The following is a 25,330-nucleotide window of genomic DNA, read 5'->3' as shown; positions in this document are numbered from 1 at the left end:
GAGCGGCGCTTATTCTGCACCCATATCCATGTGTCTTACATTCTATTCCGTTGACCTTGGCGCCATCTGGCAGAATTGTAGCTTCCAGATCCACCTTGCTGCCTGGCTCCGGAAGCTATGAACAACCGACAACGCAACCAACCGACGGCAAGCGATACCCCGCTCACCTTCGCCATCCTGGTCTTCCCAGGCTTTCCGATGATGGCGTTCAGCTCGGTGATCGAGCCGCTGCGCGCGGCGAACGTGCTGGCCAAGCGGGACTGGTACCGCTGGATCATCGTCGGCGCCGCCGAAGGCCCCGTCGAGGCCTCGAATGGCGTCGTCATTCAGCCCGGCTTTTCCGCCCATGACGCGCCGAAGGTCGATCGCATCGTCGTCTGCTCAGGCGGTGACGCCGATCATCTCGTCGCCGAGGATGCCGTGAGCTGGATCCGCAAAAGCCTGCGCGGCGGTGCCCATATCGGCGCGGTGGCGGATGCCGCCTTCTTCCTAGCTCGGGCCGGCCTGCTCGACGGTCATGCCTGCACCTTGCACTGGACCAGCCAGGCTGCCTTCACCGAAGCGTTTCCGGACATCGAGCTGAGGCGCGATCTCTATGTCATCGACCGCAAGCGCTTCACTTCGGCCGGTGGCGTCGGCAGCCTCGACATGATGCTGGAGATCATCACCGGCGATTATGGCGCCGAACTGGCCGCCGGCGTCGCCGAATGGTTTGTGCACAGCCCGCTACGCTCCAGCGTCGACCGCAAGCTGATGCCGCTCAGGCTGCGGACCGGCGTGCAGAACGAACTGGTGCTGTCGGCCATCGCCATCATGGAGGATGCGGTGGAGGAGCGGCTCGGCATGGCGGAACTGGCGGGGCGACTTGGTATCTCCTCCGATAAGCTCGAACGCAATTTCCGCTCCGAACTCAGTATCTCGCCCAACGGCTATTACCGCCGCCTGCGGCTGAAGCGTGCCGCCGACCTCCTGGCGCATTCGACGCTGATGGTGCGCGACGTGGCGCTGGCCTGCGGCTTCGCCTCGATGTCGAGTTTTGCGCGGGCGTTTCGGGAGGAGCATGGCCATGCGCCGAAGGTGATGCGCAGACATTAGGTATTTCGGATGTTGGCGGGACAGCGCCCCTCTCTGCCCTGCCGGGCATCTCCCCCACAAAGGGCCACAAAGGGGGGAGATTGGCCGTCGCCTCCGCTTTCGCCAATTGCCAACATCGCGTGCCAACATCGCGAGAGTAGCGCCATCGGCGAAGCTGCCGATCTCCCCCCTCGTGGTCCCTCGTGGGGGAGATGTCCGGCAGGACAGAGAGGGGCGCGAAGGATCGCCGGCGCGTCGGGGCTGCGGCATCCGGCACAACATCTGCGGTATCGCGCACAGCCTCTACGCGGCGCATGGCCCATCCTCGCCGCTTCCAGGAGGCACCCATGAGCATCGTCGTTTTTGACCCCGACAGCACCGAGGATGTCGACTTTAGGGATCGCATGCGCCATCCGGCGGCGGCGGATCCGGCCGGCGGTATGTGGCTGTCGGACACCGAGCCGTCCTTCATCGACGCCGACGCGCTGCGCAAGGGCCGGCTTGCCAGGCTGCGCGCCTGGATGCGCGAGGCCGGCTATGGCGGCGTCGTTTTGTTCGATCCCTACAACCAGCGCTACGCCACCGGTTCGCGCAACATGTTCGGCTATTTCCTGCGCAACTCGACGCGCTATTTCTTCATACCCACCGAAGGGCCGATCGTGCTGTTCGAATATCCGCAGAGCTACCATGTCTCGATGGTGCTCGACACGATCGACGAGGCGCGTCCGTCCAAGCTGGTCTGGTCGTCGGTGTCAGGCCGCGACGACGAGACCGCCGGCCCGTTCGCCGATGAGATCGCCGAATTGCTCAAGGTGCATGGCGGCGGCTCGATGAAGCTCGGCCTTGACCGCTGCAGTCATCTGCAGGCACTGGCGCTCGAAAAGCGCGGCTGCGAGGTGCGGGATTGCCAGGGCGAGATTTTGGCGGTGCGCGCGGTCAAGACGCCCGAGGAAGTAAAATGCCTGCAGGTGTCGATGGCTGGTGCCGAGGCTGCGGTCTATGCCGTGCGCGAGGCGATCAAACCTGGCGTTTCCGAAAACGAGCTGTTCGCCATCATGTATGGTGAGGTCATCCGGCAAGGCGGCGAGTTCATCGAGACCCGGCTGCTGACCTCGGGCCAGCGCACCAATCCGTGGTTCAACGAGGCGAGCGGCCGCAAGATCAGGCCGGGCGAACTCTTGGCGCTCGATACCGATACGATCGGCTGCTACGGCTATTATTCGGACTTTTCGCGCACCTTCCGTTGCGGACCGGGCAAGCCGACGGATTATCAGAAGTCGCTCTACCGCATGGCGCACGACCAGGTTCAGCACAATATCGGGGTCGTCAAGCCGGGCATGGCGTTTCGCGAGATTGCCGAAAGGGCCTGGAAGATACCGGACCGCTTCGTCGACCAGCGTTATACCTCGGTCATGCACGGCGTCGGCATGCATGGCGAAACGCCGTTCATAGCGCACGCCATGGACTACGAGACCTATGGCCGCGACGGTTTCATCGTGCCCGGCATGGTGGTCAGCGTCGAAAGCTATATCGGCGAGAAGGGCGGCCGCGAGGGCGTCAAGCTGGAAGACGAGATCCTGATCACCGAGACCGGCACCGAGCTCCTGTCGCGCTTCCCCTATGAGGATGATTTCCTTGACAGACACGTTTGAGTGCTGACAGGCAGTTTTGCATGAAAAGCCCGATCTCGATCAAGCGCGGCAAGGCGGCGGCGGTGTTTATCGATCTCCAGGAGGAGCATCGGCGGGACAAGCGCTATCTGGTCGAAGGCTATGGCGATATCCTCGCCAACGTCCAGCGCCTGCAGACAGCAGCACGGGCCAATCATGTGCCTTTGTATCACTGGGCCTATATCGTCGATCTCGCCACGGCGCGGCCGTTCCACCCGGTCGAGGCCAGCGGCAAGTCGGCATTTTCCGACAAGGACGATCCGCTGACTGCGATCTGCGCGGAAGTGGGCCCGGCGACAGGCGAGATGATGTTGGTCAAGACCGATGCCAGCGCCTTCCGCGCGGGGCCTGCCGCCGAGCGGCTGAAGGCCGATGGCATCGAGTGGCTGGTCGTTGCCGGCGTCTGGACCGAGGCCTGCATCGATGCCACCGTCAAGGATGCGGTGGCGCTCGGGTTTCGAGTGCTGCTGGTCAAGGATGCCTGCGGCAGTGGCAGCACGGCGATGCACCAGACGGCCATCCTCAACCTTGCCAACCGGCTCTATGGCGGTGCCGTCACCACCACCGACGGCGCCTGCCGGCTGCTGGCAGGCGAGACGGTCGAAGCCTGGCAGGTCGAGGGCTCGGTGCCGCTGCGCTTCAGCTATGAAAATGCTGCCCGGCTCTACGCCGAGCTCTGAGCGGGATCGCGCAGCGATGATCACCGAGGCCGAGCGACCCGGAACGAGAGGGCGCGGAAAATACCAGACGCTGCTCGATCCGGAGCTGTGGGCCTATATCGATCGGGTCAACGAGTGGTATCCGCCCGAAATCGTCTACATGCCGATCGACAGGCAGCGGGCGGTCTATAATGCCATGTGCCGGACGTTTCGCGAGCCCTATCCACCTGGTGTCAAGGCCAGCGACAGCGCGGTTCCTGCCGGCGACCGTGCGATCCCGGTCCGACGTTACCAGATGGCGGGCACGGCGCCGCAGGCGATGGTTGTCTATTATCACGGCGGCGGCTTCGTCCTTGGCGGGCTCGACAGCCATGACGACATCTGCGCCGAGATATGCGCCGGCACCGGCTTTGCCGTGCTGTCCGCCGATTACCGGCTGGCGCCCGAGCATCTGCATCCGGCCGCCTTCGACGATGCGCTGGCCGTATTCGAATGGGCGACGGCGACGGCCGGCCTGCCGATAGTGCTCTGCGGCGAAAGCGCCGGCGGCAATCTGGCCGCTGCGGTGGCACAGGCGACACACCGTCATCCTCGCCATGCGATCGGCCAGGTGCTGATCTATCCCGAGCTCGGCGGCCCGGAACCAGTTGGCAAAGAGAGCGCCGGCTCCTGTGTCGAGCACGCCGAAGCGCCGCTGCTGACGTTGCGCGATATCGAATTCTATCGCAACGTGCGCTCCGCAAAGGCACAGTCGCCCGACGATCCGACCTTTTCGCCGCTCCGAGGCAGCAATTTCTCCGGCCTGCCGCCGACCTTCATCATCACGGCCGAGTGCGATCCGCTGTCCTCCGACGGCGAGGCCTATCGCGACTGCATCCTCGCCGCCGGCGGCCGCGCCTGGTGGCGCGAGGAGCCGCGTCTGGTGCACAGTTTCCTGCGCGCCCGCAAAACCGTTCCGCGCGCCGGTGAAGCCTTCGCCCGCATCATTGCGGCCATCGCCGCGCTTGGCAAAGGCGACTGGCCTTACTGAGGTTGCGAAGGCCCCCTCATCCGGCGGCTTCGCGTCCACCTTCTCCCCGCTGGCGAGAAGAGCCTGGCATCAACGCAGGCGACCTCCTCTCCCCCGGGGGCGAGGTCGGATTGCCCCGAACTGCCCTTCGCAATTCGGTTGGCAATCCGGGTGAGGGGACCTCCCGCTTGCGGAACAGCGCACAAGAACTGCGGAAGTCCGAACACTCCCCCACGGGCGCTCGCCCTATCATCCCCAAGGCAATGGCGCTCCGGCGATCGCATCCGTCCCCCGCGTTTGGCGATCGGCAGAGGTGCCAACAACAGGGGAATGACGACAATGAAGTTCATGCTGACCGATCGAAAACTGCATCCGCAGGCCGAGCCCGTCGCCGATGGCTTCAAGAAAGGCCAGATGAACCGGCGCGAATATCTCGCCACCATGGCTGCGCTCGGTGTCAGCGCTGCCGGCGCGCTGGCGCTTGGCGGGCTTGCGCCGTCACCGGCCAGGGCCGAGGAGGCGAAGCGCGGCGGCGTCTTGCGCGTTGCCATGAACGTCAAGGGCTGGAAGGATCCGCGCACCTTCGACGGCGTCGAGATGTCCAACGTCGCCCGCCAGTGCAACGAATATTTGGTGCGCTGGAAGCGCGACTTCACCTTCGAGCCATGGCTGCTCGAGAGCTGGGAGACCAGCGACGACGCCCGCGTCCTGACGCTGCATGTCCGCAAGGGCATCACCTGGTCGAACGGCGACACCTTCAACGCCGACGACGTGATCCACAATCTGACGCGCTGGTGTGATGCGTCCGTCGCCGGCAATTCAGTCGCCGCGCGCATGGGCGCACTGGTCAACGCCGATACCAAGAAGCCCGTCGACGGCGGCATCGAGCGCGTCGACGACGTCACCGTGCGGCTCAATTTGCCGAAGCCCGACATTTCGCTGATCGCCGGCATGGCCGACTACCCGGCGCTGATCATGCACCGCAGCTATGAAGGCGACGGCGATCCGCTGAAGGCATTGGCGATCACCACCGGGCCTTGCGAACTCGTGGCATGGGACGCCGAGGTCGGCGCCGAAGTCCGCCGCAAAGACAAGCCATGGTGGAAGGGCGAGTTCTACCTCGACGGCATCAAATGGGTGGACTACGGCTCCGACCCCAATGCGATGCTGTCGGCCTTCGAATCGGGCGAGATCGACACCGATCACGAAACCGCCTCCGACACGGTTGCGCAGACCGACTCCATGGGCCTGAGCAATTCGGAAATCGCCACCGGCTCGACCATCGTCGCGCGGTTCAATATCGGCAATCCGCCCTATGACGACATCAAGGTGCGCCGCGCCGCCCAGCTCGCCGTCGACAACGCCGCCGTGCTGAAGATCGGCATGGACAACCGCGGCAAGCCTGCCGAGAACCATCATGTCGGGCCGATGCATCCCGAATATGCCGATATCGGCCCGGCCGTCCGCAACATTGATCAAGCCAAGGCCCTGCTCGCCGAGGCCGGCAAGGCCGACCACGAATACGAACTCATCTCGGTCGACGTCGACTGGCAGAAGAGCTCCGGCGACGCCATCGCCGCGCAGATGCGCGAGGCCGGGCTGAAGATCAAGCGCACCGTGCTGCCGGCCGCGACCTTCTGGAACGACTGGAGCAAATATCCTTTCTCCTGCACGGAATGGCTCGGCCGGCCGCTCGGCGTCCAGGTGCTGGCGCTCGCTTATAAGTCTGGCGCCGCGTGGAACGAGACCGCCTACGCCGATCCGGAATTCGACAGTCTGCTCGACAAGGCGCTGGCGATGCCCGATCCCGGCGCCCGCAAGGAGCTCATGGCCAAGATCGAACAGAATCTGCGCGATTCCGGCGTCATCATCCAGCCCTACTGGCGCTCGGTCTACCGCACCTACCGCAAGGGCGTGCATGGCTGCGAGCAGCACCAATCGCTCGAGCAGCATTTCGAGAAGGTCTGGCTCGAGGCGTAGCCTTGCAGACGACCAATTGTCGGGGCCAGCGCCGCTCTTTCTTCCTTCTCCCCTTGTGGGAGAAGGTGGATTGGCGCGCAGCGCCAAGACGGTTGAGGGGTGCGGACGGAGTGCCGTCAGTATCAAGCTGGAACACCCCTCATCCGGCCGCTTCGCGTCCACCTTCTCCCACAAGGGGAGAAGGAAGAGCCACGCCAGGCCTTGAAATCTCCAGTCCAAGCCGCACGGTCTCCCGCACCAGCAGGTCCAGATCGTCGCGCCGGGTGCGGTGGTTGTTGATCGCCACCCTGAGGCTATGCTGGCCATGCACCGTCGTGTCGGAAATGGCGGCGATGCCTTCTTCCTGCAGCCTCAGCATGATCTCGGTATTGAGCGCTTTCAGGCGCTCCCCGCCCAGTCCGTCCGCGCGGTAGCGAAAGCACACGATGTTGATGCTCACCGGCGCTACCAGTTCGAGTGCCGGTTCGGCCGCGATCAGCGCGCCGAGATAATGCCCTTGCGCGATGTTCTGGTCGATCAGCCGGCTCCCAAAATCGCGCAAGCTGTGTGCGCTGCTCGCCTATCTGGCGCTGGCGCCGCATCCGGTCGGCCGCAGCCGCCTCTGCGAGCTTTTGTGGGATGTGCCGCCCCCACTGTGCCTCTATTTGGCACTCCGCAGCGTTGAAAAGTCGGGCAAAGGGCACGTTTCTTTCGGCCCTCGCAAGGGTTGGCTGGGTTCGAAAAAATACCACAATAGATCGCGATTGGGGTGGGTTCGTCGCGCCCTTTTTGTAGAGCTGGCGCAAAATTCACAACAGCATAGAATATTGCTTGTACTAACTCGGCTTAATGAGAACAAACCTAAGGAAGCATTCCGGAATCTTGCTGCTGGTCACATTTCAGTATCTGCTAAGATAGCCCGTGCTGATTCCGAATTATTAAGCATTTGCAAAATTCAATCCTGCGATATTGGGATTTGTCCTTGTCATAGGCTGACTTGGATGCATTTCTTGGAAGCACAGCCGCGTCAGCGGATCGTTGAAACATGCTTGGGCGGACGGGGCACTAAGCATGGAGAGGAATATTGACACTCGCTAATGCGGCGGCCCCGGCCGGGAGCGTTCGACCCGACGCAAGAGACTACGGCAACCGTCGGCTAAGTCGTCGAATGCATCGCCCACAGCCTGGCTCTCGTTTGATGGCCGGCGAAGCTTTGCCCTCCTCCGATTGGCGCCAGCCTTCGCGGCAAAAGCGGGGATCGCCGCCTGCAATGGCCTTCCGATATGGACGATGTCCGCCGCCAGCCAGTCGGAGGAATGAATCATGAAATTCGTAATCTATGCGACCTTGGCCACTGCTTTGATGGCGATCGCCGGTTGTACCACCGACGACTACGGCGGTTGTCGCGGAAAGGGCTGCCTGGCTGATCGGCCCCATAAAGGTGGCCGACAGATTGACTATCGGCCGCAGTTCGACAGGAACGGCAATCCCAACTTCGATACCAGGGGCCGTTACATCGGCTGCCATGGGCTCGGATGTAAAGTCGACGATCCTGATGACGGGGATCAAAGTATCGACGACAGACCGCAGTACGACAGAGAAGGCAATCCCAACTTCGATACGCAAGGCAACTACCAAGGCTGCCGCGGCATCGGCTGCGAGGTCGATACACCGGACGATGACAATTCATCCGACGATGACGATTCCGATTAACGGACTCGGGGGCGAACAAGGAGGAAGCCAATCATGTCTGAATTCAGCGGCCTGGTCCGGCGACATGCCAAAATCGTTATGGTCGGCCTTGCGGGGTTGGGAATGGCGCTGACGTCCGCTTTCGCTGCGAATAACGCCTGTGACGGTATAAAGGTCGAAGTGACGAAGGCGCGCAAGCAGGAATATGCCCCTCTCGTCGTCTCGGCGATGACCAATAAGTTCAAGCCCGCTCAGGCAAAGTTCTTCACGATCATGGAGAGCGGCAGCTGGAGCGCCGCCTACGTCTCCACGCCGGTGAGCGACGACGGCGTGATGTTCTTCCAGACAGTCGACGGAAAGAAGCAGTTTCGCGACGTGTGGGGCGGCTATGCCGAGCCGTCGGAAAAACCTGAACTGGTATCCTGGGCGAAGAAGCTCGGAGCGCCGCAAGACCTGGCAAAGTGTTTTGCCGAGGAAGTTACGGAACGACGGTGATGATCGCTGGAAATTGCCGCTGACCGTTGGTGCAGGGGGAGAATGATTGGTGAGCGCTCCGGGGCGCCGGGGCTCTGAGATCGACTCCAATCATCAGCTGCAGGATGTGCAAAATGCAAACCGTTCGAAAATCCAGACTGATAATGCAGCTCGCCCGTGCATTGGCAACTTCAGTGAAAATGACGGCTGTTGTGAGTGTAGCTGTCCCGCACACGATCAATGTTGCGTATGCCAGCAAATATGATCTGCCGAAACCCTATGTTTCCCGGGCTCTTAACGCGGTTCTGATACCGATCAATCACGCCTCTCGGCACCGCTACCAGATCCCGCCCAAGCTTCGCGGCGTGTATGTCCTGGCCGTTGCACCCCACGGTGTTGCCGCGCGGCAAGGCATCCGACCGGGTGACGTGCTTGCCACAGTGCGGCATCAACCGATTTCGACGCCGCGCGATGTCGATAGGTTCGTTTGGGCCGCCCTTGCCGCGAGTGCCACCAGTTTCCTGTTTGGCGTGAATCGCGGGACAGAAGTCGCAGATGTCGTCGAGGTCAACACCAACATCACCGTCAACAACTTCAACACCAACATCTCGGTCAACAATATCTCCCAATGGACGAGCGTCGACAATCGAGAGGAATGGACGCAGATCGTCGATGAGTATGACGAGGAGATGGAGACGGGCCTCAATGACACAAGCTATCGCGGGGACGAGTCGCTGCCCGGCGACGCCAGTCCAGACGCAAATGTGTCTTCTCCCGATGCTGACGACGACGATACCAGCACCGACACTGACGACAATAACCCGGCCGACAGTACCGACGACAACAGTTCCGATCAGGACGATTCGAGCGATCAGAACGACGATGAAAACTCAACAGACGGTGATGATGACAAGAACAGCACCGACACCGACGACGATAGCACGGATGACGATGCGTCGGATGACAGCACTGACAACAATGATTCCGATGATCAGGACGATTCCAGCGATCAGAATGACGATGACGACCCGTCGGCAGATGGTGAAGACGAAAACAGCACCGACAGTAATGACGACACGTCGGATGACAGTAACGACGCTGACGGATCGGACGATGACAATGCCAACTAGCGGCGACCGTGCCGGCAGTTCTAGACCGAGGACATCGATGAAAACCGCGATGCTGACCGCTGCCATCGTTCTGGCCATGCCGGCTTTCGCATTTGCCCAGGACAAGTGCAACGACGCAGCCAAGGATCAGTCCGCCCCGAACGAGTGCGCCGATGCCGCGTCCAGGAAATCCGACAAGAAGCTCAACGAGCTTTACAAGCAGATCGAAGCCCGCCTGAACGACGACGCGGATATCAGGACGCTTCTCGTTCAAGCACAGCGGGATTGGGTCAAATTTCGCGACGCAGAGTGCAGTTTCCAGACCGCAGGAGCGGCCGGAGAAAGCGCAATTCCAACGCTCATCGCGGAGTGTATGGACGGCCTGACGCAATCCCGTGTCAAAGATTTCGAGGGTTACCTGCAATGCAGGGAAGGCGATGCGAGCTGCCCCGTTCCGGCAGCGAACACATCACATGCCGTACCTGCCGTGGCCGAGGAGAACGGCCAGACCGGCCTTGCCCAGGCTGCCGACCCGATACCCATTCCATTGCAACATGTTGTTGGGCACCTCGGAACCGGCAGCGATGAAGTCATCTACCACAAACTCGGGATTGCGTTGGGCATCAATGGTGCCAAGCCTCGTCTGTTCGAATTCGACACCGGGTCGGATGAGTTCAACGCTGAGATCGATTCGAGTGTCCCTGGCGTAGAGCCGGTGCGCGGCAGCAAGCCCGAAATGTACCCTTATGGAAACGGCACCTATGGAGGTTGGGTACAACAGGCCCGGGTCGACAGCCTGTCCTATTACGATCCAGATGATCCCTCGGAGCCTGCCGTAACCTTTGACGGCGGCTTTAGCGTAGGTCGGGTGGTGGATTACGTCTTCACCAAGGATTTCGGCGACTTCGAGGATGCGAATGTGACGCAAAAGCCCGTGGGCCACCATGGCGATACGCCGGTTTATGCGGATCTTGATGCGCGCAAGAGCATGAAGAATGGCGAACCCGGTAACGAGGCGCCGTTTTACGGCGTCTTTGGAGCCGGCGATTTTATCGATAAGGGGGACCAGACCGCCGCTCCTGGCAGTCAGACGCAAAGCGGCTATGTGGTCTCCGCCAATGCAAATCTTGGAAAGAGGACGACACCGGGCTGCGCTCCCTGCCTGACGCTGAATTTGTCCCCCAGTCTGAGATCCCAGTTTACGGCCCTGATACCGTGGGGCGAACTGGATTACGAATTCCTCCAGAGACGATTCCCGCGATCAGGCGCGAATGCATCCAGTCAGTACGAAGGGTCTTACCGTTATAAAATTTCCTTTGATCATAAGGGAAAGAAGCAATCGGTTGATTTCAGTGGACCTGTTTTATTGGATACAGGCACGACAAGCTTTATTTATATTACAACGGAATCTATTTTGAATAAGCTTCAGTCGAGAGGATTTCATATTGCTGAATTTGGTGATGAGATAGTCGACTTCAAGTTTTTTGGATTCGATGATGGTATAAATAACCGTGAATATGATGATGTCGACATTCTCCGCCAAAGCGATGAGATGAAAGTCGGCGGTCTCATTCTCGGTCTGCCATTCTTCGAGTCCAATTCCATAATGAATGATCTGGAAAACAGGACGACCGCATATTCACCCTATTTTGTCAGCGCTGCTAACTTTACGACAGACGCGGCTGCCAAGGATCAAGTGCAGTTGAATCGCGCGACCAGCGATGCTGGAAGCAACGGATGGCTCGGACTGGCCGGCATCGTCTCCGGCGCCGGCGACTTCACGATCGAGAAGGACGCGGACGTGCGCATGACCGGGGCCAATACCTATACCGGCACAACCCATATCGCGGCCGATGGGTATCTTACCCTGGCCGGTCCGGCCAGCATCGAGCATTCATCGCGCGTCATGGTCGACGGTGTGCTCAACCTCGACCAGAAAGGAAACCAGCTGAAGCCCTGGGGGGTGGCGCACTCCCTGAACGATACGGCCATTCGCAACCTTGGCGGTAAAGGCGAGGTCTATCTGGGCGCGGGCAGACTGATCCTGACAGCAGCCGACGGGCAATTTGATGGAACCATCGCGGACTTTGATGACGCCGGCGACAGCGGCGGCCTCGTTGTTGCCGGTGGCAAGCTGACGCTGAGCGGCAAGAACAAATATTCGGGCATGACGGAAGTGGTGGCGGGAGCGGAGTTGCACGTGACCGGCTCTTTGACCGGTGACGTTTCCGTCTCGGGACTGCTTGTCGTTGACGGAGAGGTCTCCGGCGAAGTCATGGTCAAGGAGGGCGGCACGCTGACCGGCTCAGGAAAGGTCGGCAACGTCACGGTCGCCGAAGGTGGCAAAGCTGATCCAATGAAAACCAGATAATCGGGCCATGGGCCGATCGTGGCAATAACGGACAGCTGACGAGAACATAGGGCGGGGCTGAGCAACTTAAGAGCTTGACTGCAACCGGAAGGGGAAATCGATGAAAATAGCGATATTGACTGCTGCCGTGGTTCTGGCTGCGCCGACATTCGCCCTTGCCAAGGACAAGTGCGCCGATGCCAAGGATCAGGCCACCATGAATCAGTGCTTCGGTGCCGAGTTCCAGAAATCCGACAAGAAGCTCAATGAGCTTTACAAGCAGATCGAAGCCCGCCTGAAGGACGATGCGGATACCAAGAAGCTTCTTGTTCAGGCACAGCGGGATTGGGGCAAGTTTCGCGACGCGGAGTGCAGTTTCCAGACCGCAGGCGCGGCCGGAGGAAGCATGATGCCAATGCTCATCGCGCAGTGCATGGACGGCCTGACACAATCCCGTGTCAAAGCCTTCGAGGGTTACCTGAATTGCAAGGAAGGCGATCTGAGTTGCCCCGTTCCGGCCGCGAACTGACACGTGCTGCAACTTATTTGATCATGATCAAGCCGGCGGCGAGCATGACGTCGCTGCCAGATATGAACAATGCGAGGGGCATCATCACTGCGTGGGGACTTGAAGGAGGTGGATTGTGAAACGCTGCGGATCATCGCTCGCAATGGCGATTGCGGCATCTGTGCTGCTGGCATCTGCCGTGCCGGCAACAGCCCAGGATGACATGGGCTTCGACGTCAACGTCACGCTGTCCAAGAAAGCAGCCGCCAAGCTCGCGGCTGAAAAGGAGGGAATCGTCGTCTTCGCCTCCTATTACGGCGACCCCAAGCCGAGCGCCGCGAAGCACGCCAACGAAGTCGGCCTGATCGATCTCACACCGCACGACGAAGAGGTGGAGATACCGGGCACAGGCGGCCACGCCCGCATCAGCGGCGCCAAGGTCGACGCAAAGCGTCTCGACTGGCTTGCCGGCCCTCCCGATGTCAACGTCAACGTTGCGTCGGCGCGCAAGAGCAGCTCGGTCAATCTGCTCGGCTGCGATTTCATCGACGGTCCACTCAGCAACGTCCAAAGGGCGCCCGTGACGCTTCATTGCGGATTGATCGAAGAACATGTGGACACGAAGTTGAAGCCATAAGGCTCGCAAAAGTCATGCGCGTCTCCGGCGCCAACGGATCGGCGGCACGACCTGACCTACTTCAGGGAGGAGATATTCATGCGCCCACTGTTCGCTATCTGTGTCTGCCTGGCTATCATGTCCTTGTCTGCAGCCGCCCATGCCGAGCGCCGTTGTGGCTGGTACTCCAGCCCGACCCCCGGCAACCTCGTCCTGACCGACAGTGACGGGGATTGGTGGATCCAGATGCAGGGACGCCCGGATCCCAAGGGCATCGACAATGTGCCGGCCTTTGACGAGCGGCAATTCGTCGAGACCAATGTGCCTGGTTCGGGTCACGGCTACGGATGTGCGTGCATGAACGTCGTAACCAACGCCAAGCAACAGAAGATCACCAGAGTGATCTCGGGCCAAATCCTTCCGCTGCTGCGCTGTCGCAACGACAGATCGCTGCCTAACCCGGACGGATAATTGTTGGATATCTTGTGGATACCATGGCTGACGGTAGGCAGCTTAGAGCATTGGATCAAGAAAAAGCCCGGCAAACCGGGCTTTTTCTTGGGTCTCTGAAACCGCATCAATCGGTTCGAAACGGGAATTTGGTGCCCAGAAGAGGACTCGAACCTCCACTCCTTGCGGAACACGGACCTGAACCGTGCGCGTCTACCAATTCCGCCATCTGGGCTGGTGCGCGCTCATTAAGCGGGCGAGGGATGAGTGTCAACGCGCTTTTTTGAAAGCCGCGTTCCTTCTCCGGCTCAATGCTCCAGCACTTCCTTCGACGCCACCGTGGAATCGGCGTTGAGCGTGTAGATGATCGGCACACCGGTGCCGAGCTCGAGCTTGACGATCTCCTCGCCCGATTTGCCGTCCAGCGCCATGATCAGCGCGCGCAGCGAATTGCCGTGCGCCGCCACCAGCACGGTGCCGCCGCGCAGCACATGCGGTTGCAGATCGTGCAGGTAATAGGGCCAGACGCGCGCGCCGGTGTCCTTCAGGCTTTCACCGCCGGGCGGCGGCACGTCATAGGAGCGGCGCCAGACATGCACCTGCTCCTCGCCCCATTTCTTGCGCGCATCATCCTTGTTGAGGCCGGAGAGATCGCCATAGTCGCGCTCGTTCAGCGCCTGGTCGCGAATGGTCTCGAGGTCGCTCTGGCCAACGGCGTCGAGAATATGCTGGCAGGTCTTCTGCGCCCGGATCAGCGACGACGTGAAGGCGATGTCGAACTTCATGCCGCGCGCCCTGAGCTTGGCGCCGGCCGACTTGGCCTCGGCATGACCCAGTTCGGTCAGGTCGACGTCGCGCCAGCCGGTAAATAGGTTCTTCAGGTTCCATTCGCTCTGGCCGTGGCGCACGAGCACGAGAGTTCTCGACATATTTGCTCCTTCAAATCTTGTGGATCAGCCAAATCTTGTGGATCAGCCAAATCTGTGGATCAGCTTGTCAGGCCGAGCACGTCCCGCATCGAATAGAGGCCCGGCTTGCGGCCGCGCGCCCACAGGGCTGCCTTGACCGCGCCGCGGGCAAAGATCGCCCGGTCCTCGGCATGATGGGCAAGCGTGATGCGCTCGCCGGTACCGGCCAGCACCACACTGTGGTCGCCGACCACCGAGCCGCCGCGCAAGCTGGCGAAACCGATCGAGCCTGCCTTGCGCACGCCGGTATGGCCGTCGCGCACGCGAACATCGTTGCCGGCAAGTGCTACGCCGCGCCCGGCAGCGGCGGCCTCGCCGAGCAGCAGCGCCGTGCCCGACGGAGCATCGACCTTGTGCCGGTGGTGCATTTCCAGGATCTCGATGTCGAAATCGTCGGCATCGAGCGCGCGCGCCGCCTGCTCAACCAGCACCGCCAGCAGATTGACGCCGAGGCTCATATTGCCTGACTTGACCACCGTCGCGTGCCGCGCCGCCGCCGCGATCCTGGCATTGTCTTCAGCCGAGCAGCCGGTGGTGCCGATGATATGGACGATGCGCGCCTGCGCCGCATAGCCGGCGAATTCGACGGTCGCTGCCGGCGTGGTGAAATCGAGCACGCCGTCGGCCTTGGCGAAGGCCGGCAGCGGATCGTCGCCGATCGCCACGCCGAGCCTGCCGACGCCGGCCAGCTCGCCGGCATCCTTGCCGAGATGTGGCGAACCGGCCGGCGCGATGGCGCCGGCGACACGCGCGCCCGGTATCGTGTGGATGGCGCGGATCAGCGCCTGGCCCATGCGGCCAGCCGCGCCCACCACCACCAGGCCCATTTCACTCACGGTCGGCGTGTCGCTCATGAATGTCTCCCGACCGCCTTTTTCGCGTGATCATTTTGCGCCGCAGTCTGGATTGGCTTGGCGTCATCGACAAGCCCCAGCCCTTTCCTGCCTTGCACCCGATGGAACCGCGCATAGACGCTGTGCGGGTCGGCCATCAGCGAGGCATGCGTGCCCTGTTCGACCAGCCGGCCCTGCTCCAGCACGATGATATGATCGGCATTGACCACCGTCGACAGCCGGTGCGCGATGACAATGGTGGTGCGCCCTTCCATGACATGGGTCAGCGCTTCCTGGACGCGGGCCTCGGCCTCGTTGTCGAGCGCCGAGGTGGCTTCGTCGAGCAGCAGGATCGGCGCCTGCCGAACGATGGCGCGTGCAATCGATACGCGCTGGCGCTGGCCGCCCGACAGCGTCACGCCGTTCTCGCCGACCGGCGTGTCGTAGCCTTGCGGCTGCTGGCGGATGAAATCGTGTGCCGCGGCCTGTTGGGCGGCGCGTTCAATCTCTGCGTCGGTGGCGCTCAGCCTGCCGTAGCGGATGTTGTCACGGATGGTGCCTTCGAACAGATAGGGCTGCTGCGATACATAGGCGATCGAGCCGCGCAGCGAATGCTTGGTTACCTTTGAAATGTCCTGGCCGTCGATTTCGATGCTGCCCGACTCGACGTCATGGAAGCGCTGCAGCAGCGCAACCAGCGTCGTCTTGCCGGCGCCCGAGGCGCCGACGATGGCGGTCACCTTGCCGGCGGCGGCGACAAAGGTCAGATCGTGCAGGACCGGCGCCTCTTCGACATAGCGGAAGGACACGTTGTTGAAGCGCACTTCGCCAGAGGTGAATTTCGCCTCGGCGGCTGCCGGCACGTCACCTTGCTGCGGCTCGAGGTCGAGAAGCTCGTAGATCATGCGCGCATTGACCAGCGACTTTTCCATGCCGACCTGCATACGCGCCAGCCGCCTGGCCGGATCATAGGCAAGCAGCAGGGCGGTGAGGAAGGCAACGATGGCGCCCGGCGGCTGGCCGCCGACGGTCGCCCGGTAGCCGGAATAGGCGATGACGCCGGCGACGGCGAAGCCGGCCAGCATGTCGGAGATCGGCGTCAGCCGTTCCGAGACGCGGGCGATCTTGTTTGCCCGCTGCTCGGCGCCGGCGACGAGGCCGCCGATGCGGCGCGACAGCTCGTCTTCCAGGGTGAAGGCCTTGACGATGGCGATGCCTTGCGTCGCTTCCTGCATGGCACCGATCAGCCGCGAGTTGATCTGTACCGATTCGCGGGTGATGCGACGCACCCGGCGCATCAGATAGGTGACACTGTAGATCAACGGCGGCCCGATCAGCAGCGACATCGCCGAGAGCACCGGGTCCTGCCAGATCATGACGCCGACCAGCGCGACAAGCGATACCGCATCGCGCGCCAGCGATGTCAGCGTCATCGACAGGAGATCGCGGATGCCGTTGACGTTCTCGTTGATCTGCGCGGCGAGCCGGCCCGAGCGGGTGTCGTTGAAGAAGCCGACGCCGAGCTTCATCAGATGGTTGAAGATGCGGCGCTGATAGCGCGCCACCAGATTGTTGCCGATCTTGGCCAGCGTCACTGCCTGGCCGTAGCTGGCCAGGCCGCGCAGCATGAAGGCGGCCAGGATGGATACGCTGATCAGCGCGATAAGATCGCCGCGCTGCTTGTAGAAAATCTGATCGACGACGTCCTTCATGATCCAGGCGGTGAAGGCGGTCGTCGCCGCGATCGTCACCAGGCACAGCACGGCAAGAGCATAGTACCAGCGATAATCGCGGCTGTTCTCGGCGATGATGCGGCGGATCACCGCCACGATCTCGCTGGGACGGACTTTCCCTTTGGTTGGTGCTGGAATTGTCACGTTGGAGCGCTTTGTGGTTTCGGTTCGGCCGGACTGCAATTCGGCAACCTCTTAACGCCCCGATGGCGGCTTGCCTATGGCCGGGGACGGCGAAACTTCGTCGCGGCGCAGCTTGTGTCCTAAACCCGCCAGCGCCGCCCCGCCGTCTGCACGCCGAACAGCGACGGATTTCTGGCATAGGCGGCCAGCCCTAAAAGCGCCGCAAGCGGATGGGTGATGACGTAGACCGGCATGCCGCGCATCAGGGCGCTGTGCGGCGCCTTGTCCTCGAAGGCGGCGCGGAAATTGCCGGTGCGCAGCGCCGGCAGGATTTTTTGCGCGATGCCGCCGGTGAGAAACACGCCGCCGCGGCTCATGAACACCAGAGCGAGATCGCCGGCGGTGCGCCCCAGGCAAGTGACGAAGATCGACAGCGCCTCTTCGGCCACCGGATCGTTCTTTGCCAGCGCCGCGGCGGTGACCTCGGCAGGCGTTGTAAAGGGCGACGGCTTGCCGTCCGCCCTGGCCACCGCCCGGTAGGCATTGACCAGGCCGCGGCCGGACAGGATCTGTTCGCCGGAGATGCGGCCCTCGAGCTTCTCGATATGCGGAAACACCTGGAAATCGCGCGGCGAGCGCGGGCCGATATCCATATGGCCGCCCTCGCCGGGTACCGGTATCCAGTGATGCAGCGCATAAACCAGCCCGGCGACACCGAGGCCGGTTCCCGGGCCGAGCACCACCCGCCCGGAATTCGGTTCCGGCTCGTCGCCGCCGATCTTCTCCATATGCTCTTCGCCGAGCGCGACGACAGCCAGCGCCTGTGCCTCGAAGTCGTTGAGCACCACGACGTCGCTGAGACCGAGACTGGCGAACATCTGTCTCGGCTTGACGATCCATGGGCAATTTGTAAGCGGGATCTCGTCGCTTTCGACAGGACCGGCTACCGCCAGCACAGCTGAATTCGGCCGGACCGACGAGCGGTCGAGCACGGCCGACTGGATCGCCTCGTCAATCGTATTGAAGTTGGCGGTCTGGACGATGGTCGGCTCGCCGGCCTCGGAATTCGCGTCTAGTACGATCGAGAAGCGCGCATTGGTGCCGCCTATATCGCCGATCAGGATCGGAAATCGCAACAGAGTGTCGTCGTCGCTTACGCCTGGCATGCTCTCGTCCGTTCCCGACGCGTATCGCCGTTCTCTCGTTGACTAGCGCATGACCGCAAAAAGGGAAATCGGTTTTCGAAGTGGAGATGCACGGATGCAGACAGCGAACACGCTGCCCGCATCAGTGCCCCGGTCGTGGCCGCGGCAGCGGAATGCCGATCTCGGGCGTCGCCACAAAGGCGTTCGCCGAGGCCGGAAGCGCTGCCGCGCCGGCTGCGACCGTTGGCTGCGGCGCAAGCTCGGCTGCGAGAGCGGGTGCGGTGGCCGCGATCGGCACGCCGTCGCCATAGTAGGTGACTGCTTCCGCCGACGGCGGAGCTGGCGCGTCGAGCACGAATTGGCATTGCCTGGGCAGGTTCGCCATCGTCATCAGGTCGCGTGCCTTCGGCTTGTCCGGGTTCTTGTTGGGGCGCCACGGCTCCTCGGTGAACCACCAGGCCAGCGCCTGGTCGCAGCCATCGCCTGGCGCCGTCGCTTCCTGTGCCTTGCAGTCGGGTGATCCAGCCTGGCAGCCGATGCGAATGTGGAAGTGGTAGTCGTGGCCCCAGAACGGCCTGACCTTGCGCAACCAGCTACGGTCGCCTTTGACCGTGTCGCAGAGCTTCTTCTTGATCCCGGGATTGACCAGGATGCGCTCGACTTCGGGATAGCTCGCGGCGCGCTTCAACAACCGCGTGTGCATCGGCGTCCACAGCCCGTCCTTCACCAAATGGGTCTTTTCATCGACCATCAAGGTAGCGCTGATGTTTTCGCGCTCTTCGGCCGAGAGCTTACGGTCGGGCATCGGCGTCAGCCAGATGTCGGCGTCGAGGCCGATCTGGTGCGAGGCATGGCCGGTCAGCATCGGACCGCCGCGCGGTTGCGAGATGTCGCCGATCAGCAAGCCCGGCCAGCCGTCGGCAGCGGCATCGCGCGACAGTTTCTCGATCAGCGCGATCATTGCCGGATGGCCCCAGCGACGATTGCGCGACGGTCGCATCACCTCCCAGTGCCGGCCGTCCATGGGTAGGGCGACGCCGCCGGAAAAACAGCCTTTGGAATAAAAGCCGATCGATTGCGCTGCTGCGAGTGCCGGCAGCTTTTTGGCGCCGAACAGGTCCTTTGCCCGTTGCTCGGCGCTCCCTGGCTGCGTTGCAAGCGCCGCCAAGCCGGCGATGGCCAGTACTGCCGTCAGCAGCAGCGTTTTGCCCGGCAAGGCTCGCGCTAACGTCTTCCCCAAGCTGGACCCCTCCGCGATTTGAACCGCATCATACCATAGCCCGCGCAACGTATCGATCATGACCGTTTCATCGGGCTGCGCGCCTCGCCGTCGCGCCAGTCGCCGCTCGCCCACATGGCATCGAGCGCCGAGCGATAGTCGGGAAAGCGAAAGCCATAACCGGCCGCCTTGATTGCCGCGTTGGCGACACGCTTGTTCTCGCCGTAGAAAGACCGCGCCATGGGCGAAAGTTGGGCGGTCTCGAACGGAATTTCGGGCGGCGGCTCGATGCCCATCAATTGGGCGGCATAGGCGACGACGTCCTGCGGCGGCGCCGGCAGGTCGTCGGTGACGTTGAAGATGCCGCCGCGATTGCCCTCGGCGAGATGCCAGAGCGCACCGGCAATATCGTCGCAATGGATGCGGTTGAACACCTGGCCCGGCTTGACCAGCCGCCGCGCAGTGCCGTTTTCCAGGTTGACCAGGGCGTTGCGGCCCGGCCCGTAAATGCCGGAAAGCCGCAGGATCGCCACCGGCCGGTGGATGTCATGGCCCAATTGTAGCCAATCCTGCTCGGCTGCAACACGCATCACCGACCGCTTCGACAACGGCCGGCATTCGGCGGCCTCGTCCACCCAATTGCCGCCACGGTCGCCATAGACGCCGACGGTGGAGAGATAGGCGATCCATTCGAGCTCCGGCATGTTGGCCGCGATCTCCTCGCGTGCCGCGCCCAGCATCGGGTCGCCGGCCTTGTCCGGCGCGACTGAGACGACGAGATGGGTTGTCTTCCCAAGGGCATCGCCGATTTCGGAGGTCAGCGTGCCATCGAAACGCAGCGGCACGATACCGGCTTGCCGCAGCGCCGCGAATTTTTCCAGCGACCGTGTTGTACCGAAGATCGTTGTGTCGGCATCCCTGTTGGCGCGGGCGAAGGCCCTGCCCGAATAGCCGGCGCCGAAGATGAAAATCTGCTTTTTTGTCATGTATGCGCCTCGATCGGCTTTGGCAGGGCCAGAAGCCATTCGCCTCTCACCGCCTCGTCATGTTCTGCTTGCAAAGCGGCTGCGGCACGTTCGGCGAACTCCCGACCCGGCACCAGCCGCGACAGCGCCCATACCGCAGCTCCGCGAACCAGGGGCGAGGCGTCGTCGAGCAGCGCGCGAACGGCGCCGGCCAGCGACAAGTCCTGGGAATTGCCGGCCGCTATCAGCACGTTTCGGATAAAACGGTCGCGGCCGATGCGCTTGATCGGCGAGCCCGAAAAAAGCGTGCGGAAGGCAGTGTCGTCGAGACGCAGCAGCTCGGCGAGCGGCGGTTCGCGCAAGTCCGCGCGGGCGGCAAGCTTTGCCTCCGAAGCGGCTTGGGCGAACTTGTTCCACGGGCAGGCGGCCAGGCAGTCGTCGCAGCCATAGATGCGATTGCCGATCTTTTCCCGGAACTCATGCGGGATCGGTCCTTTGTTCTCGATGGTGAGGTATGAAATGCAGCGCCGCGCATCGAGCCGGTAAGGCGCCGGAAAGGCGTCCGTCGGGCAGGCGTCGAGGCAGGCCCGGCAGGAGCCGCAATGATCGTTCTCAGGCGCGTCCGGCACCAGCTCGGCCGTCGTGAAGATGGTGCCGAGGAACAGCCAGGAGCCATGCGCGCGGCTGACCAGGTTGGTGTGCTTGCCTTGCCAGCCGAGGCCGGCCGCCTCGGCCAGCGGCTTTTCCATCACCGGCGCGGTGTCGACAAACACTTTCACGTCCCCGCCGGCGCGCGCCACGATCTTGCCGGCGATCTCCTTCAGCCGGCCTTTCATCACGTCATGATAGTCGCGGTTCTGCGCATAGGCCGAGATCGCGCCGCGGTCGCGCTTTGCCAGGATGTCGCGTGGGTCGTGGTCGGGGCCGTAATTCATCGCCAGCACGATGATCGAGCGGACCTCTGGCCAAAGCGTCGTCGGTTTGCCTCGCCGCTCGAGCGTTTCGGCAATCCAGCCCATCGAGCCGTGAAAGCCGTCGGCAACGAATTCGGCCAGCCGTTCCGGCGCCTGCGGAATCGCATCGGGCGTGGTGACGGCAACGGCGTCGAAGCCGGCATTCCGCGCCTCGCGGTCGATCAGCGCGCGCAGCTTTGCCGTATCAGAAATCGAGGTCCGCATAATGTGACACCGGCGACAGGCCGCGCACCCGGTCGGACAGAAGCGGCCGGAACGAAGGCCGTGATTTCACCCTTGTATACCATTCGCGCGCGGCGCTGTGTTCGCGCCAGTCGATCTCGCCGAGATAGTCGAGCACCGACAGTGCCGCCGCCGCCGCGAGATCGGCATAGGTGACCTTGTTGCCGGCCAGCCAATGACGGGTGCCGGCCAGCCAGTTGGTGTATTTCATGTGCTGGCGGATATTGGCGCGGGCGGCGCGGATCGCCGCCGAATCGGGCGAGCCGCCGCCTGCCGTTTCCGGCATGACCGGCTTCAGGACGCGCTCGCGCACTAGGTGCCGGGTAACCTCGCTTTCCGCCTTGTTGAGGTACCAATCGGTCAGCCGTCGGATTTCGGCGCGCTCCATCGGATCCTCGGCGAACAGCCGCTTGTCGCGCTTGAGTACCCCGCGCGTCTCGTCGAGATATTCGGCAATGACCACTGCGCCAACGATCGGCACGTCGCCTTCGGCGAGCAGGATCGGCAGCGTGCCGGCCGGGTTCAGCGCCAGGAACTCCTTGCGCCGCGTCCACGGCTTCTCTTCGATCAGCGCCAGTTCCTCGCCATACTCGCCAAAGGCGAGGCGGACGAAGCGGCAGCTGGCGAACATCGGATGGTGGAAAAGCGTCAGCATGGTCCCGCGATAATAGAGCGCACTGGCAAATCGCCGGCTGCGCCGGTAAGTCTTGGCCGCCCGATTCAGGGGCTGTCAGGGTGCTGCGACCTATAGGGGGAGTTCCGCGCCGTGACAAGCAAGCCCTTTTCTCACGCCCTCACTCCAACGCCGAGGTTGCCATGGAAAGCCAGACCGTCGTCGAAGCGCTGCTGCTCGGCATGCTCGAGGGCCTGACCGAGTTTATTCCGGTGTCTTCAACCGGTCATATCCTGCTTGCCGGCCATTTCCTCGGCTTTCATTCGACCGGCAAGGCCTTCGAGATCCTGATCCAGCTCGGCGCCATATTGGCGATTCTCAGCGTCTATTTCCGCCGTCTCTGGAAGATGCTGCTCGAGCTGCCCTACGATCGGCTGACGCGGCATTTCGTCCTTGGCATCCTCATCGCATTCCTGCCGGCGGCCATTATCGGCGCGCTGGCGCACGATTTCATCAAGACGGTGCTGTTCGAATCGCCGCGGCTGATCTGCATCATGCTGATCATCGGCGGTGTCATCCTGCTGCTGGTCGATCGCATGAAGCCGAAGCCCTATTACCACGATGTCGAGCGGTTTCCGACCAGGCTTTATCTGCAGATCGGGCTGTTTCAGTGCCTGTCGCTGATCCCCGGCACGTCGCGCTCGGGTTCGACCATCGTCGGCGCGCTGCTGCTCGGCGTCGACAAACGGGCGGCGGCGGAATTCTCCTTCTTCCTTGCCATCCCGACGATGGTCGGCGCCTTCGCCTTCGACCTGTTCAAGAACCGCAATGTGCTGAGCAGCGCCGACCTGCCCATCATCGCCGTCGGTTTCGTCGCCGCCTTCGTCACCGCGCTAATCGTCGTGCGCTTCCTGCTCGACTACGTCTCGCGCCATGGCTACGCGCTGTTCGGCTGGTGGCGGCTGGTCGTCGGCATCGTCGGCCTGGCGGGGCTGGCCATCTGGGGATGAGCCGGCGCGGATAGCGCAATCCCAGCCGGAACTCTATTCTTGCCCGAAGTCGAGCCATACGATCTTGTGGACGTATGGTTGGCAGGGGGAATGCGTGAGCGAAGTTCTTGACGCCCTCGTTATTGGCGCCGGTCCGGCGGGACTCGGCATCAGCTACTTCTTGAAACGGCAGGGCCGCGACCACCGTGTACTCGATCGAGGCCGGATCGGCGAAACGTGGCGAACGCAGCGGTGGAACTCGTTTCGACTGAATTCGCCGACCATTCGCTCCATCTTACCCGGTGATTCCTACGAGGGGCCCGAGCCGTGGGGCGCGATAACCCACCACGAATTTGTCGCGTATCTCGAAGGCTATGCCGAGCGGCACCGCCTGCCGGTAAGCACCCAAACTCCGGTGCAAGAGCTGACGAGAGACGACGGGATCTTTCGCATCACCACGACGGACGGGGCATTTCTGGCGCGCAATGTGGTGATCGCCGCCGGCGACCAGAATCGGCAGGTCCGGCCAGCAGGGTCGGCGGATTTGCCAACCGCAATTCGCCAAGTCGATTCCTCGGCTTATCGCAACCCGGCCGAGTTCGAGAGTGGCGCGGTGCTGGTGGTCGGCAGCGGTCAGTCGGGCGGCCAGATCGCCGAGGATCTGGCGCTGGCCGGACGTGCGGTCTTTTTGGCGACCAGCCGCAACGGCCGTTGGGTGCGGCGCTACCGCGGGGGCAACATACTTAAATGGCTGACGCTGTCCGGTTTTCTCGACGTTCCGCGCAAGGAACTCGTCCTCCCCTCCGGCAAGCTGCAGGCCCGCGCGCTGGTCGGCGCGACCCATACGATCAGCCTGCAATCGCTGAGTGCACAGGGCGTGGTGCTGCTCGGCCGCTTTAGGGGTGTGGAGAACGCCAACCTCGTCTTCGGCGACGAGCTCGACGACCATATGCGATTTGCCGACGAGGTCTCCGCGAATGCCAAGCGCCTGGTTGACGAGTACATCGAGCGCGCCGGCCTCGATGCGCCACTGGCCGAGGATGATCCAGCCGAGACGATTGAACCGCGCTTGCCCGATCCTCCGATCCGCTCCCTCGACTGGACGGCGAGCGGCATCAGATCAGTGATCTGGTGCACGGGCTTCACTGGCGATTTCTCATGGGTTCGGCTTCCCGGCGCGCTCGATGCCGCCGGCCAGCCCGTCCACGAGGATGGCGTCGGCGCTGTTCCAGGTCTCTTTTTCGCCGGCCTCGATTTCGGATCGACGCGGAAGTCGGGCACCATACCGGCCATTCCAGAGGAGGCGGCCGCCGTCGTGGAGCGACTCGTCCAAGTGGGAGCCGACTTGCCACGGAACGGCGTCTAAACGAGCGCGTCGAACGCGGGTTCTTGAACGTACAAGAACATGACAGCTCTGGCGCGATCAAGACGACGCACGCTGCCTTCTGTCGAAGCGCACCGACAATTTTCCGTAGTCCATTGGTGCGACAGCCAGAAATCGCCGGCACCTTCGATACGGTGCTCCAATTCGCGGCCGACTGCATCCATTGCCTCCGTCAACGTGCGGCGGCCTTGACCTCGGCGTCTTGACCTCGGCTGGTCGTCGTCGTGCTGACAGCACTGGCAATATGGGATGAGCCGGCGCAGTCGTTCGGAATGGTCGCCCTGGAGACGCCAAAGAAGGTGCATCAAGGCGCGCGATCGGTCAGCGCGTTCGCACCTTCCTCCGCGGCGCAATGTGCGCAGCAGTAGATGATGTCATCCTGTTCGACGCCATGTCCGATGATCCGGCATCCGCAATGCGGACATATCGGAGCAAGTTTCTGGACCGCGCATTCGAAGCTGTCGAACGTGTAGGTCTCCTCGGCCATCGTCACTTTGAAAGCCTTGTCGTAGTCATTCCCGCATTGATCGCATCTGGCCATAGTTCGTTTCCTTCTTTCACGGCTTCAAGCTCGACCAACCTGTCGCGCGGC

The 25,330-nt window shown here is 62.5% G+C and carries 24 protein-coding genes and 1 tRNA gene; 14 read left to right on the top strand and 11 right to left on the bottom strand.

The window, feature by feature from the left end; all coding sequences use genetic code 11:
• The first annotated feature begins 117 nt into the window (after positions 1-117).
• The 5 genes from NKH04_RS15600 to NKH04_RS15580 all read left to right on the top strand — a co-directional run bounded on the left by NKH04_RS15600 (position 118) and on the right by NKH04_RS15580 (position 6,392).
• On the top strand, positions 118-1,095 hold the full coding sequence (locus NKH04_RS15600; RefSeq protein WP_352458590.1) for a GlxA family transcriptional regulator: 978 nt from the start codon (positions 118-120) through the stop codon (positions 1,093-1,095).
• A 326-nt stretch (positions 1,096-1,421) separates the two neighbouring features.
• On the top strand, positions 1,422-2,726 hold the full coding sequence (locus tag NKH04_RS15595; protein WP_352539769.1) for a M24 family metallopeptidase: 1,305 nt from the start codon (positions 1,422-1,424) through the stop codon (positions 2,724-2,726).
• A gap of 20 nt (positions 2,727-2,746) precedes the next feature.
• Positions 2,747-3,424, top strand: coding sequence for an isochorismatase family protein (locus NKH04_RS15590; RefSeq protein WP_352539770.1), 678 nt, complete (start codon positions 2,747-2,749; stop codon positions 3,422-3,424).
• 16 nt (positions 3,425-3,440) lie between these two features.
• A complete protein-coding gene (locus NKH04_RS15585) occupies positions 3,441-4,433 on the top strand; it encodes an alpha/beta hydrolase (RefSeq protein WP_352771353.1) in 993 nt (330 codons plus the stop codon).
• A 318-nt stretch (positions 4,434-4,751) separates the two neighbouring features.
• Positions 4,752-6,392 carry an ABC transporter substrate-binding protein gene (locus tag NKH04_RS15580; protein WP_352771355.1) on the top strand — a complete coding sequence of 547 codons (1,641 nt, stop codon included), beginning with the start codon at positions 4,752-4,754 and terminating at the stop codon, positions 6,390-6,392.
• A 139-nt stretch (positions 6,393-6,531) separates the two neighbouring features.
• On the opposite strand, the gene NKH04_RS15575 is transcribed toward NKH04_RS15580, so the two are convergent.
• Entirely contained in the window at positions 6,532-6,933 is a 402-nt protein-coding gene (locus tag NKH04_RS15575; protein ID WP_352683973.1) for a hypothetical protein, read from the bottom strand.
• 761 nt (positions 6,934-7,694) lie between these two features.
• On the opposite strand from NKH04_RS15575, the gene NKH04_RS15570 reads away from it, so the two are divergent.
• From NKH04_RS15570 to NKH04_RS15540, 7 genes are all read left to right on the top strand, one after another.
• Positions 7,695-8,084, top strand: coding sequence for a hypothetical protein (locus NKH04_RS15570; protein ID WP_352614715.1), 390 nt, complete (start codon positions 7,695-7,697; stop codon positions 8,082-8,084).
• Positions 8,085-8,162: 78 nt separating this feature from the next.
• Positions 8,163-8,558, top strand: a complete 396-nt coding sequence (locus NKH04_RS15565; protein ID WP_353044509.1) for a hypothetical protein — start codon at positions 8,163-8,165, stop codon at positions 8,556-8,558.
• A 143-nt stretch (positions 8,559-8,701) separates the two neighbouring features.
• Positions 8,702-9,667 (top strand): Do family serine endopeptidase, encoded by a 966-nt coding sequence (locus tag NKH04_RS15560; protein WP_353044508.1) that lies wholly within the window; start codon positions 8,702-8,704, stop codon positions 9,665-9,667.
• A 37-nt stretch (positions 9,668-9,704) separates the two neighbouring features.
• The gene (locus NKH04_RS15555; RefSeq protein ID WP_352771359.1) at positions 9,705-12,017 is read left to right on the top strand and encodes a lysozyme inhibitor LprI family protein; all 2,313 of its coding nucleotides are present in this window, start codon (positions 9,705-9,707) and stop codon (positions 12,015-12,017) included.
• A gap of 100 nt (positions 12,018-12,117) precedes the next feature.
• Positions 12,118-12,525: a lysozyme inhibitor LprI family protein gene (locus tag NKH04_RS15550; protein ID WP_352771361.1), complete on the top strand. Its 408-nt coding sequence runs from the start codon at positions 12,118-12,120 to the stop codon at positions 12,523-12,525.
• A gap of 115 nt (positions 12,526-12,640) precedes the next feature.
• On the top strand, positions 12,641-13,141 hold the full coding sequence (locus tag NKH04_RS15545) for a hypothetical protein (protein ID WP_352614725.1): 501 nt from the start codon (positions 12,641-12,643) through the stop codon (positions 13,139-13,141).
• A 78-nt stretch (positions 13,142-13,219) separates the two neighbouring features.
• Entirely contained in the window at positions 13,220-13,591 is a 372-nt protein-coding gene (locus NKH04_RS15540) for a DUF4087 domain-containing protein (RefSeq protein ID WP_352473554.1), read from the top strand.
• Positions 13,592-13,720: 129 nt separating this feature from the next.
• Here NKH04_RS15540 and NKH04_RS15535 read toward each other — a convergent pair.
• The 9 genes from NKH04_RS15535 to NKH04_RS15495 all read right to left on the bottom strand — a co-directional run bounded on the left by NKH04_RS15535 (position 13,721) and on the right by NKH04_RS15495 (position 22,407).
• Positions 13,721-13,805, bottom strand: a tRNA-Leu gene (locus NKH04_RS15535).
• 73 nt (positions 13,806-13,878) lie between these two features.
• Entirely contained in the window at positions 13,879-14,499 is a 621-nt protein-coding gene (locus NKH04_RS15530) for a 2,3-bisphosphoglycerate-dependent phosphoglycerate mutase (RefSeq protein ID WP_352473555.1), read from the bottom strand.
• Positions 14,500-14,558: 59 nt separating this feature from the next.
• Positions 14,559-15,392 carry a 4-hydroxy-tetrahydrodipicolinate reductase gene (dapB, locus tag NKH04_RS15525; protein WP_352683980.1) on the bottom strand — a complete coding sequence of 278 codons (834 nt, stop codon included), beginning with the start codon at positions 15,390-15,392 and terminating at the stop codon, positions 14,559-14,561.
• On the bottom strand, positions 15,389-17,248 hold the full coding sequence (locus NKH04_RS15520; RefSeq protein WP_352771485.1) for an ABC transporter ATP-binding protein: 1,860 nt from the start codon (positions 17,246-17,248) through the stop codon (positions 15,389-15,391). The genes dapB and NKH04_RS15520 overlap by 4 nt, the downstream gene beginning before the upstream one ends.
• 119 nt (positions 17,249-17,367) lie before the next feature.
• On the bottom strand, positions 17,368-18,393 hold the full coding sequence (locus NKH04_RS15515; protein ID WP_352771364.1) for a glucokinase: 1,026 nt from the start codon (positions 18,391-18,393) through the stop codon (positions 17,368-17,370).
• A gap of 121 nt (positions 18,394-18,514) precedes the next feature.
• Positions 18,515-19,612: a penicillin-insensitive murein endopeptidase gene (gene mepA / locus NKH04_RS15510; protein WP_502911472.1), complete on the bottom strand. Its 1,098-nt coding sequence runs from the start codon at positions 19,610-19,612 to the stop codon at positions 18,515-18,517.
• A gap of 56 nt (positions 19,613-19,668) precedes the next feature.
• Entirely contained in the window at positions 19,669-20,577 is a 909-nt protein-coding gene (locus NKH04_RS15505; RefSeq protein WP_352683987.1) for an SDR family oxidoreductase, read from the bottom strand.
• Complete coding sequence (queG, locus tag NKH04_RS15500) at positions 20,574-21,734, bottom strand: tRNA epoxyqueuosine(34) reductase QueG (protein WP_352683989.1); 1,161 nt, start codon at positions 21,732-21,734, stop codon at positions 20,574-20,576. The genes NKH04_RS15505 and queG overlap by 4 nt, the downstream gene beginning before the upstream one ends.
• The gene (locus NKH04_RS15495) at positions 21,715-22,407 is read right to left on the bottom strand and encodes a glutathione S-transferase family protein (RefSeq protein WP_023678968.1); all 693 of its coding nucleotides are present in this window, start codon (positions 22,405-22,407) and stop codon (positions 21,715-21,717) included. Before NKH04_RS15495 ends, queG begins: the two co-directional genes overlap by 20 nt.
• Positions 22,408-22,568: 161 nt before the next feature.
• Here NKH04_RS15495 and NKH04_RS15490 point away from each other — a divergent pair, with 161 nt between their 5' ends.
• Both NKH04_RS15490 and NKH04_RS15485 read left to right on the top strand, forming a co-directional pair.
• Positions 22,569-23,375 (top strand): undecaprenyl-diphosphate phosphatase, encoded by an 807-nt coding sequence (locus NKH04_RS15490; protein WP_352473563.1) that lies wholly within the window; start codon positions 22,569-22,571, stop codon positions 23,373-23,375.
• A 94-nt stretch (positions 23,376-23,469) separates the two neighbouring features.
• Positions 23,470-24,720 carry a flavin-containing monooxygenase gene (locus tag NKH04_RS15485; protein ID WP_352771371.1) on the top strand — a complete coding sequence of 417 codons (1,251 nt, stop codon included), beginning with the start codon at positions 23,470-23,472 and terminating at the stop codon, positions 24,718-24,720.
• A 322-nt stretch (positions 24,721-25,042) separates the two neighbouring features.
• Here NKH04_RS15485 and NKH04_RS15480 read toward each other — a convergent pair whose 3' ends face one another.
• Entirely contained in the window at positions 25,043-25,279 is a 237-nt protein-coding gene (locus NKH04_RS15480) for a metallothionein (protein WP_352926009.1), read from the bottom strand.
• Between the last annotated feature and the right edge of the window lie 51 nt (positions 25,280-25,330).

Origin of the sequence: Mesorhizobium sp. M1365, assembly GCF_040317865.1 — a bacterium.
Lineage (GTDB): Bacteria > Pseudomonadota > Alphaproteobacteria > Rhizobiales > Rhizobiaceae > Mesorhizobium.
Note: the sequence above shows the minus strand (reverse complement) of the source record. Positions and strands in the feature narration are given on the sequence as shown.

What these genes read in the sequence shown, in the direction of transcription:
- NKH04_RS15530 (WP_352473555.1), bottom strand. Translation starts at nt 14,499, where the DNA reads ATGTCGAGAACTCTCGTGCTCGTGCGCCACGGCCAGAGCGAATGGAAC.
- dapB (WP_352683980.1), bottom strand. Translation starts at nt 15,392, where the DNA reads ATGAGCGACACGCCGACCGTGAGTGAAATGGGCCTGGTGGTGGTGGGC.
- NKH04_RS15580 (WP_352771355.1), top strand. Translation starts at nt 4,752, where the DNA reads ATGAAGTTCATGCTGACCGATCGAAAACTGCATCCGCAGGCCGAGCCC.
- NKH04_RS15495 (WP_023678968.1), bottom strand. Translation starts at nt 22,407, where the DNA reads ATGCTGACGCTTTTCCACCATCCGATGTTCGCCAGCTGCCGCTTCGTC.
- NKH04_RS15595 (WP_352539769.1), top strand. Translation starts at nt 1,422, where the DNA reads ATGAGCATCGTCGTTTTTGACCCCGACAGCACCGAGGATGTCGACTTT.
- queG (WP_352683989.1), bottom strand. Translation starts at nt 21,734, where the DNA reads ATGCGGACCTCGATTTCTGATACGGCAAAGCTGCGCGCGCTGATCGAC.
- NKH04_RS15505 (WP_352683987.1), bottom strand. Translation starts at nt 20,577, where the DNA reads ATGACAAAAAAGCAGATTTTCATCTTCGGCGCCGGCTATTCGGGCAGG.
- NKH04_RS15570 (WP_352614715.1), top strand. Translation starts at nt 7,695, where the DNA reads ATGAAATTCGTAATCTATGCGACCTTGGCCACTGCTTTGATGGCGATC.
- NKH04_RS15515 (WP_352771364.1), bottom strand. Translation starts at nt 18,393, where the DNA reads ATGCCAGGCGTAAGCGACGACGACACTCTGTTGCGATTTCCGATCCTG.
- NKH04_RS15600 (WP_352458590.1), top strand. Translation starts at nt 118, where the DNA reads ATGAACAACCGACAACGCAACCAACCGACGGCAAGCGATACCCCGCTC.
- NKH04_RS15565 (WP_353044509.1), top strand. Translation starts at nt 8,163, where the DNA reads ATGGTCGGCCTTGCGGGGTTGGGAATGGCGCTGACGTCCGCTTTCGCT.
- NKH04_RS15490 (WP_352473563.1), top strand. Translation starts at nt 22,569, where the DNA reads ATGGAAAGCCAGACCGTCGTCGAAGCGCTGCTGCTCGGCATGCTCGAG.
- NKH04_RS15585 (WP_352771353.1), top strand. Translation starts at nt 3,441, where the DNA reads ATGATCACCGAGGCCGAGCGACCCGGAACGAGAGGGCGCGGAAAATAC.
- NKH04_RS15540 (WP_352473554.1), top strand. Translation starts at nt 13,220, where the DNA reads ATGCGCCCACTGTTCGCTATCTGTGTCTGCCTGGCTATCATGTCCTTG.
- NKH04_RS15555 (WP_352771359.1), top strand. Translation starts at nt 9,705, where the DNA reads ATGAAAACCGCGATGCTGACCGCTGCCATCGTTCTGGCCATGCCGGCT.
- NKH04_RS15590 (WP_352539770.1), top strand. Translation starts at nt 2,747, where the DNA reads ATGAAAAGCCCGATCTCGATCAAGCGCGGCAAGGCGGCGGCGGTGTTT.
- NKH04_RS15480 (WP_352926009.1), bottom strand. Translation starts at nt 25,279, where the DNA reads ATGGCCAGATGCGATCAATGCGGGAATGACTACGACAAGGCTTTCAAA.
- NKH04_RS15560 (WP_353044508.1), top strand. Translation starts at nt 8,702, where the DNA reads ATGCAGCTCGCCCGTGCATTGGCAACTTCAGTGAAAATGACGGCTGTT.
- NKH04_RS15550 (WP_352771361.1), top strand. Translation starts at nt 12,118, where the DNA reads ATGAAAATAGCGATATTGACTGCTGCCGTGGTTCTGGCTGCGCCGACA.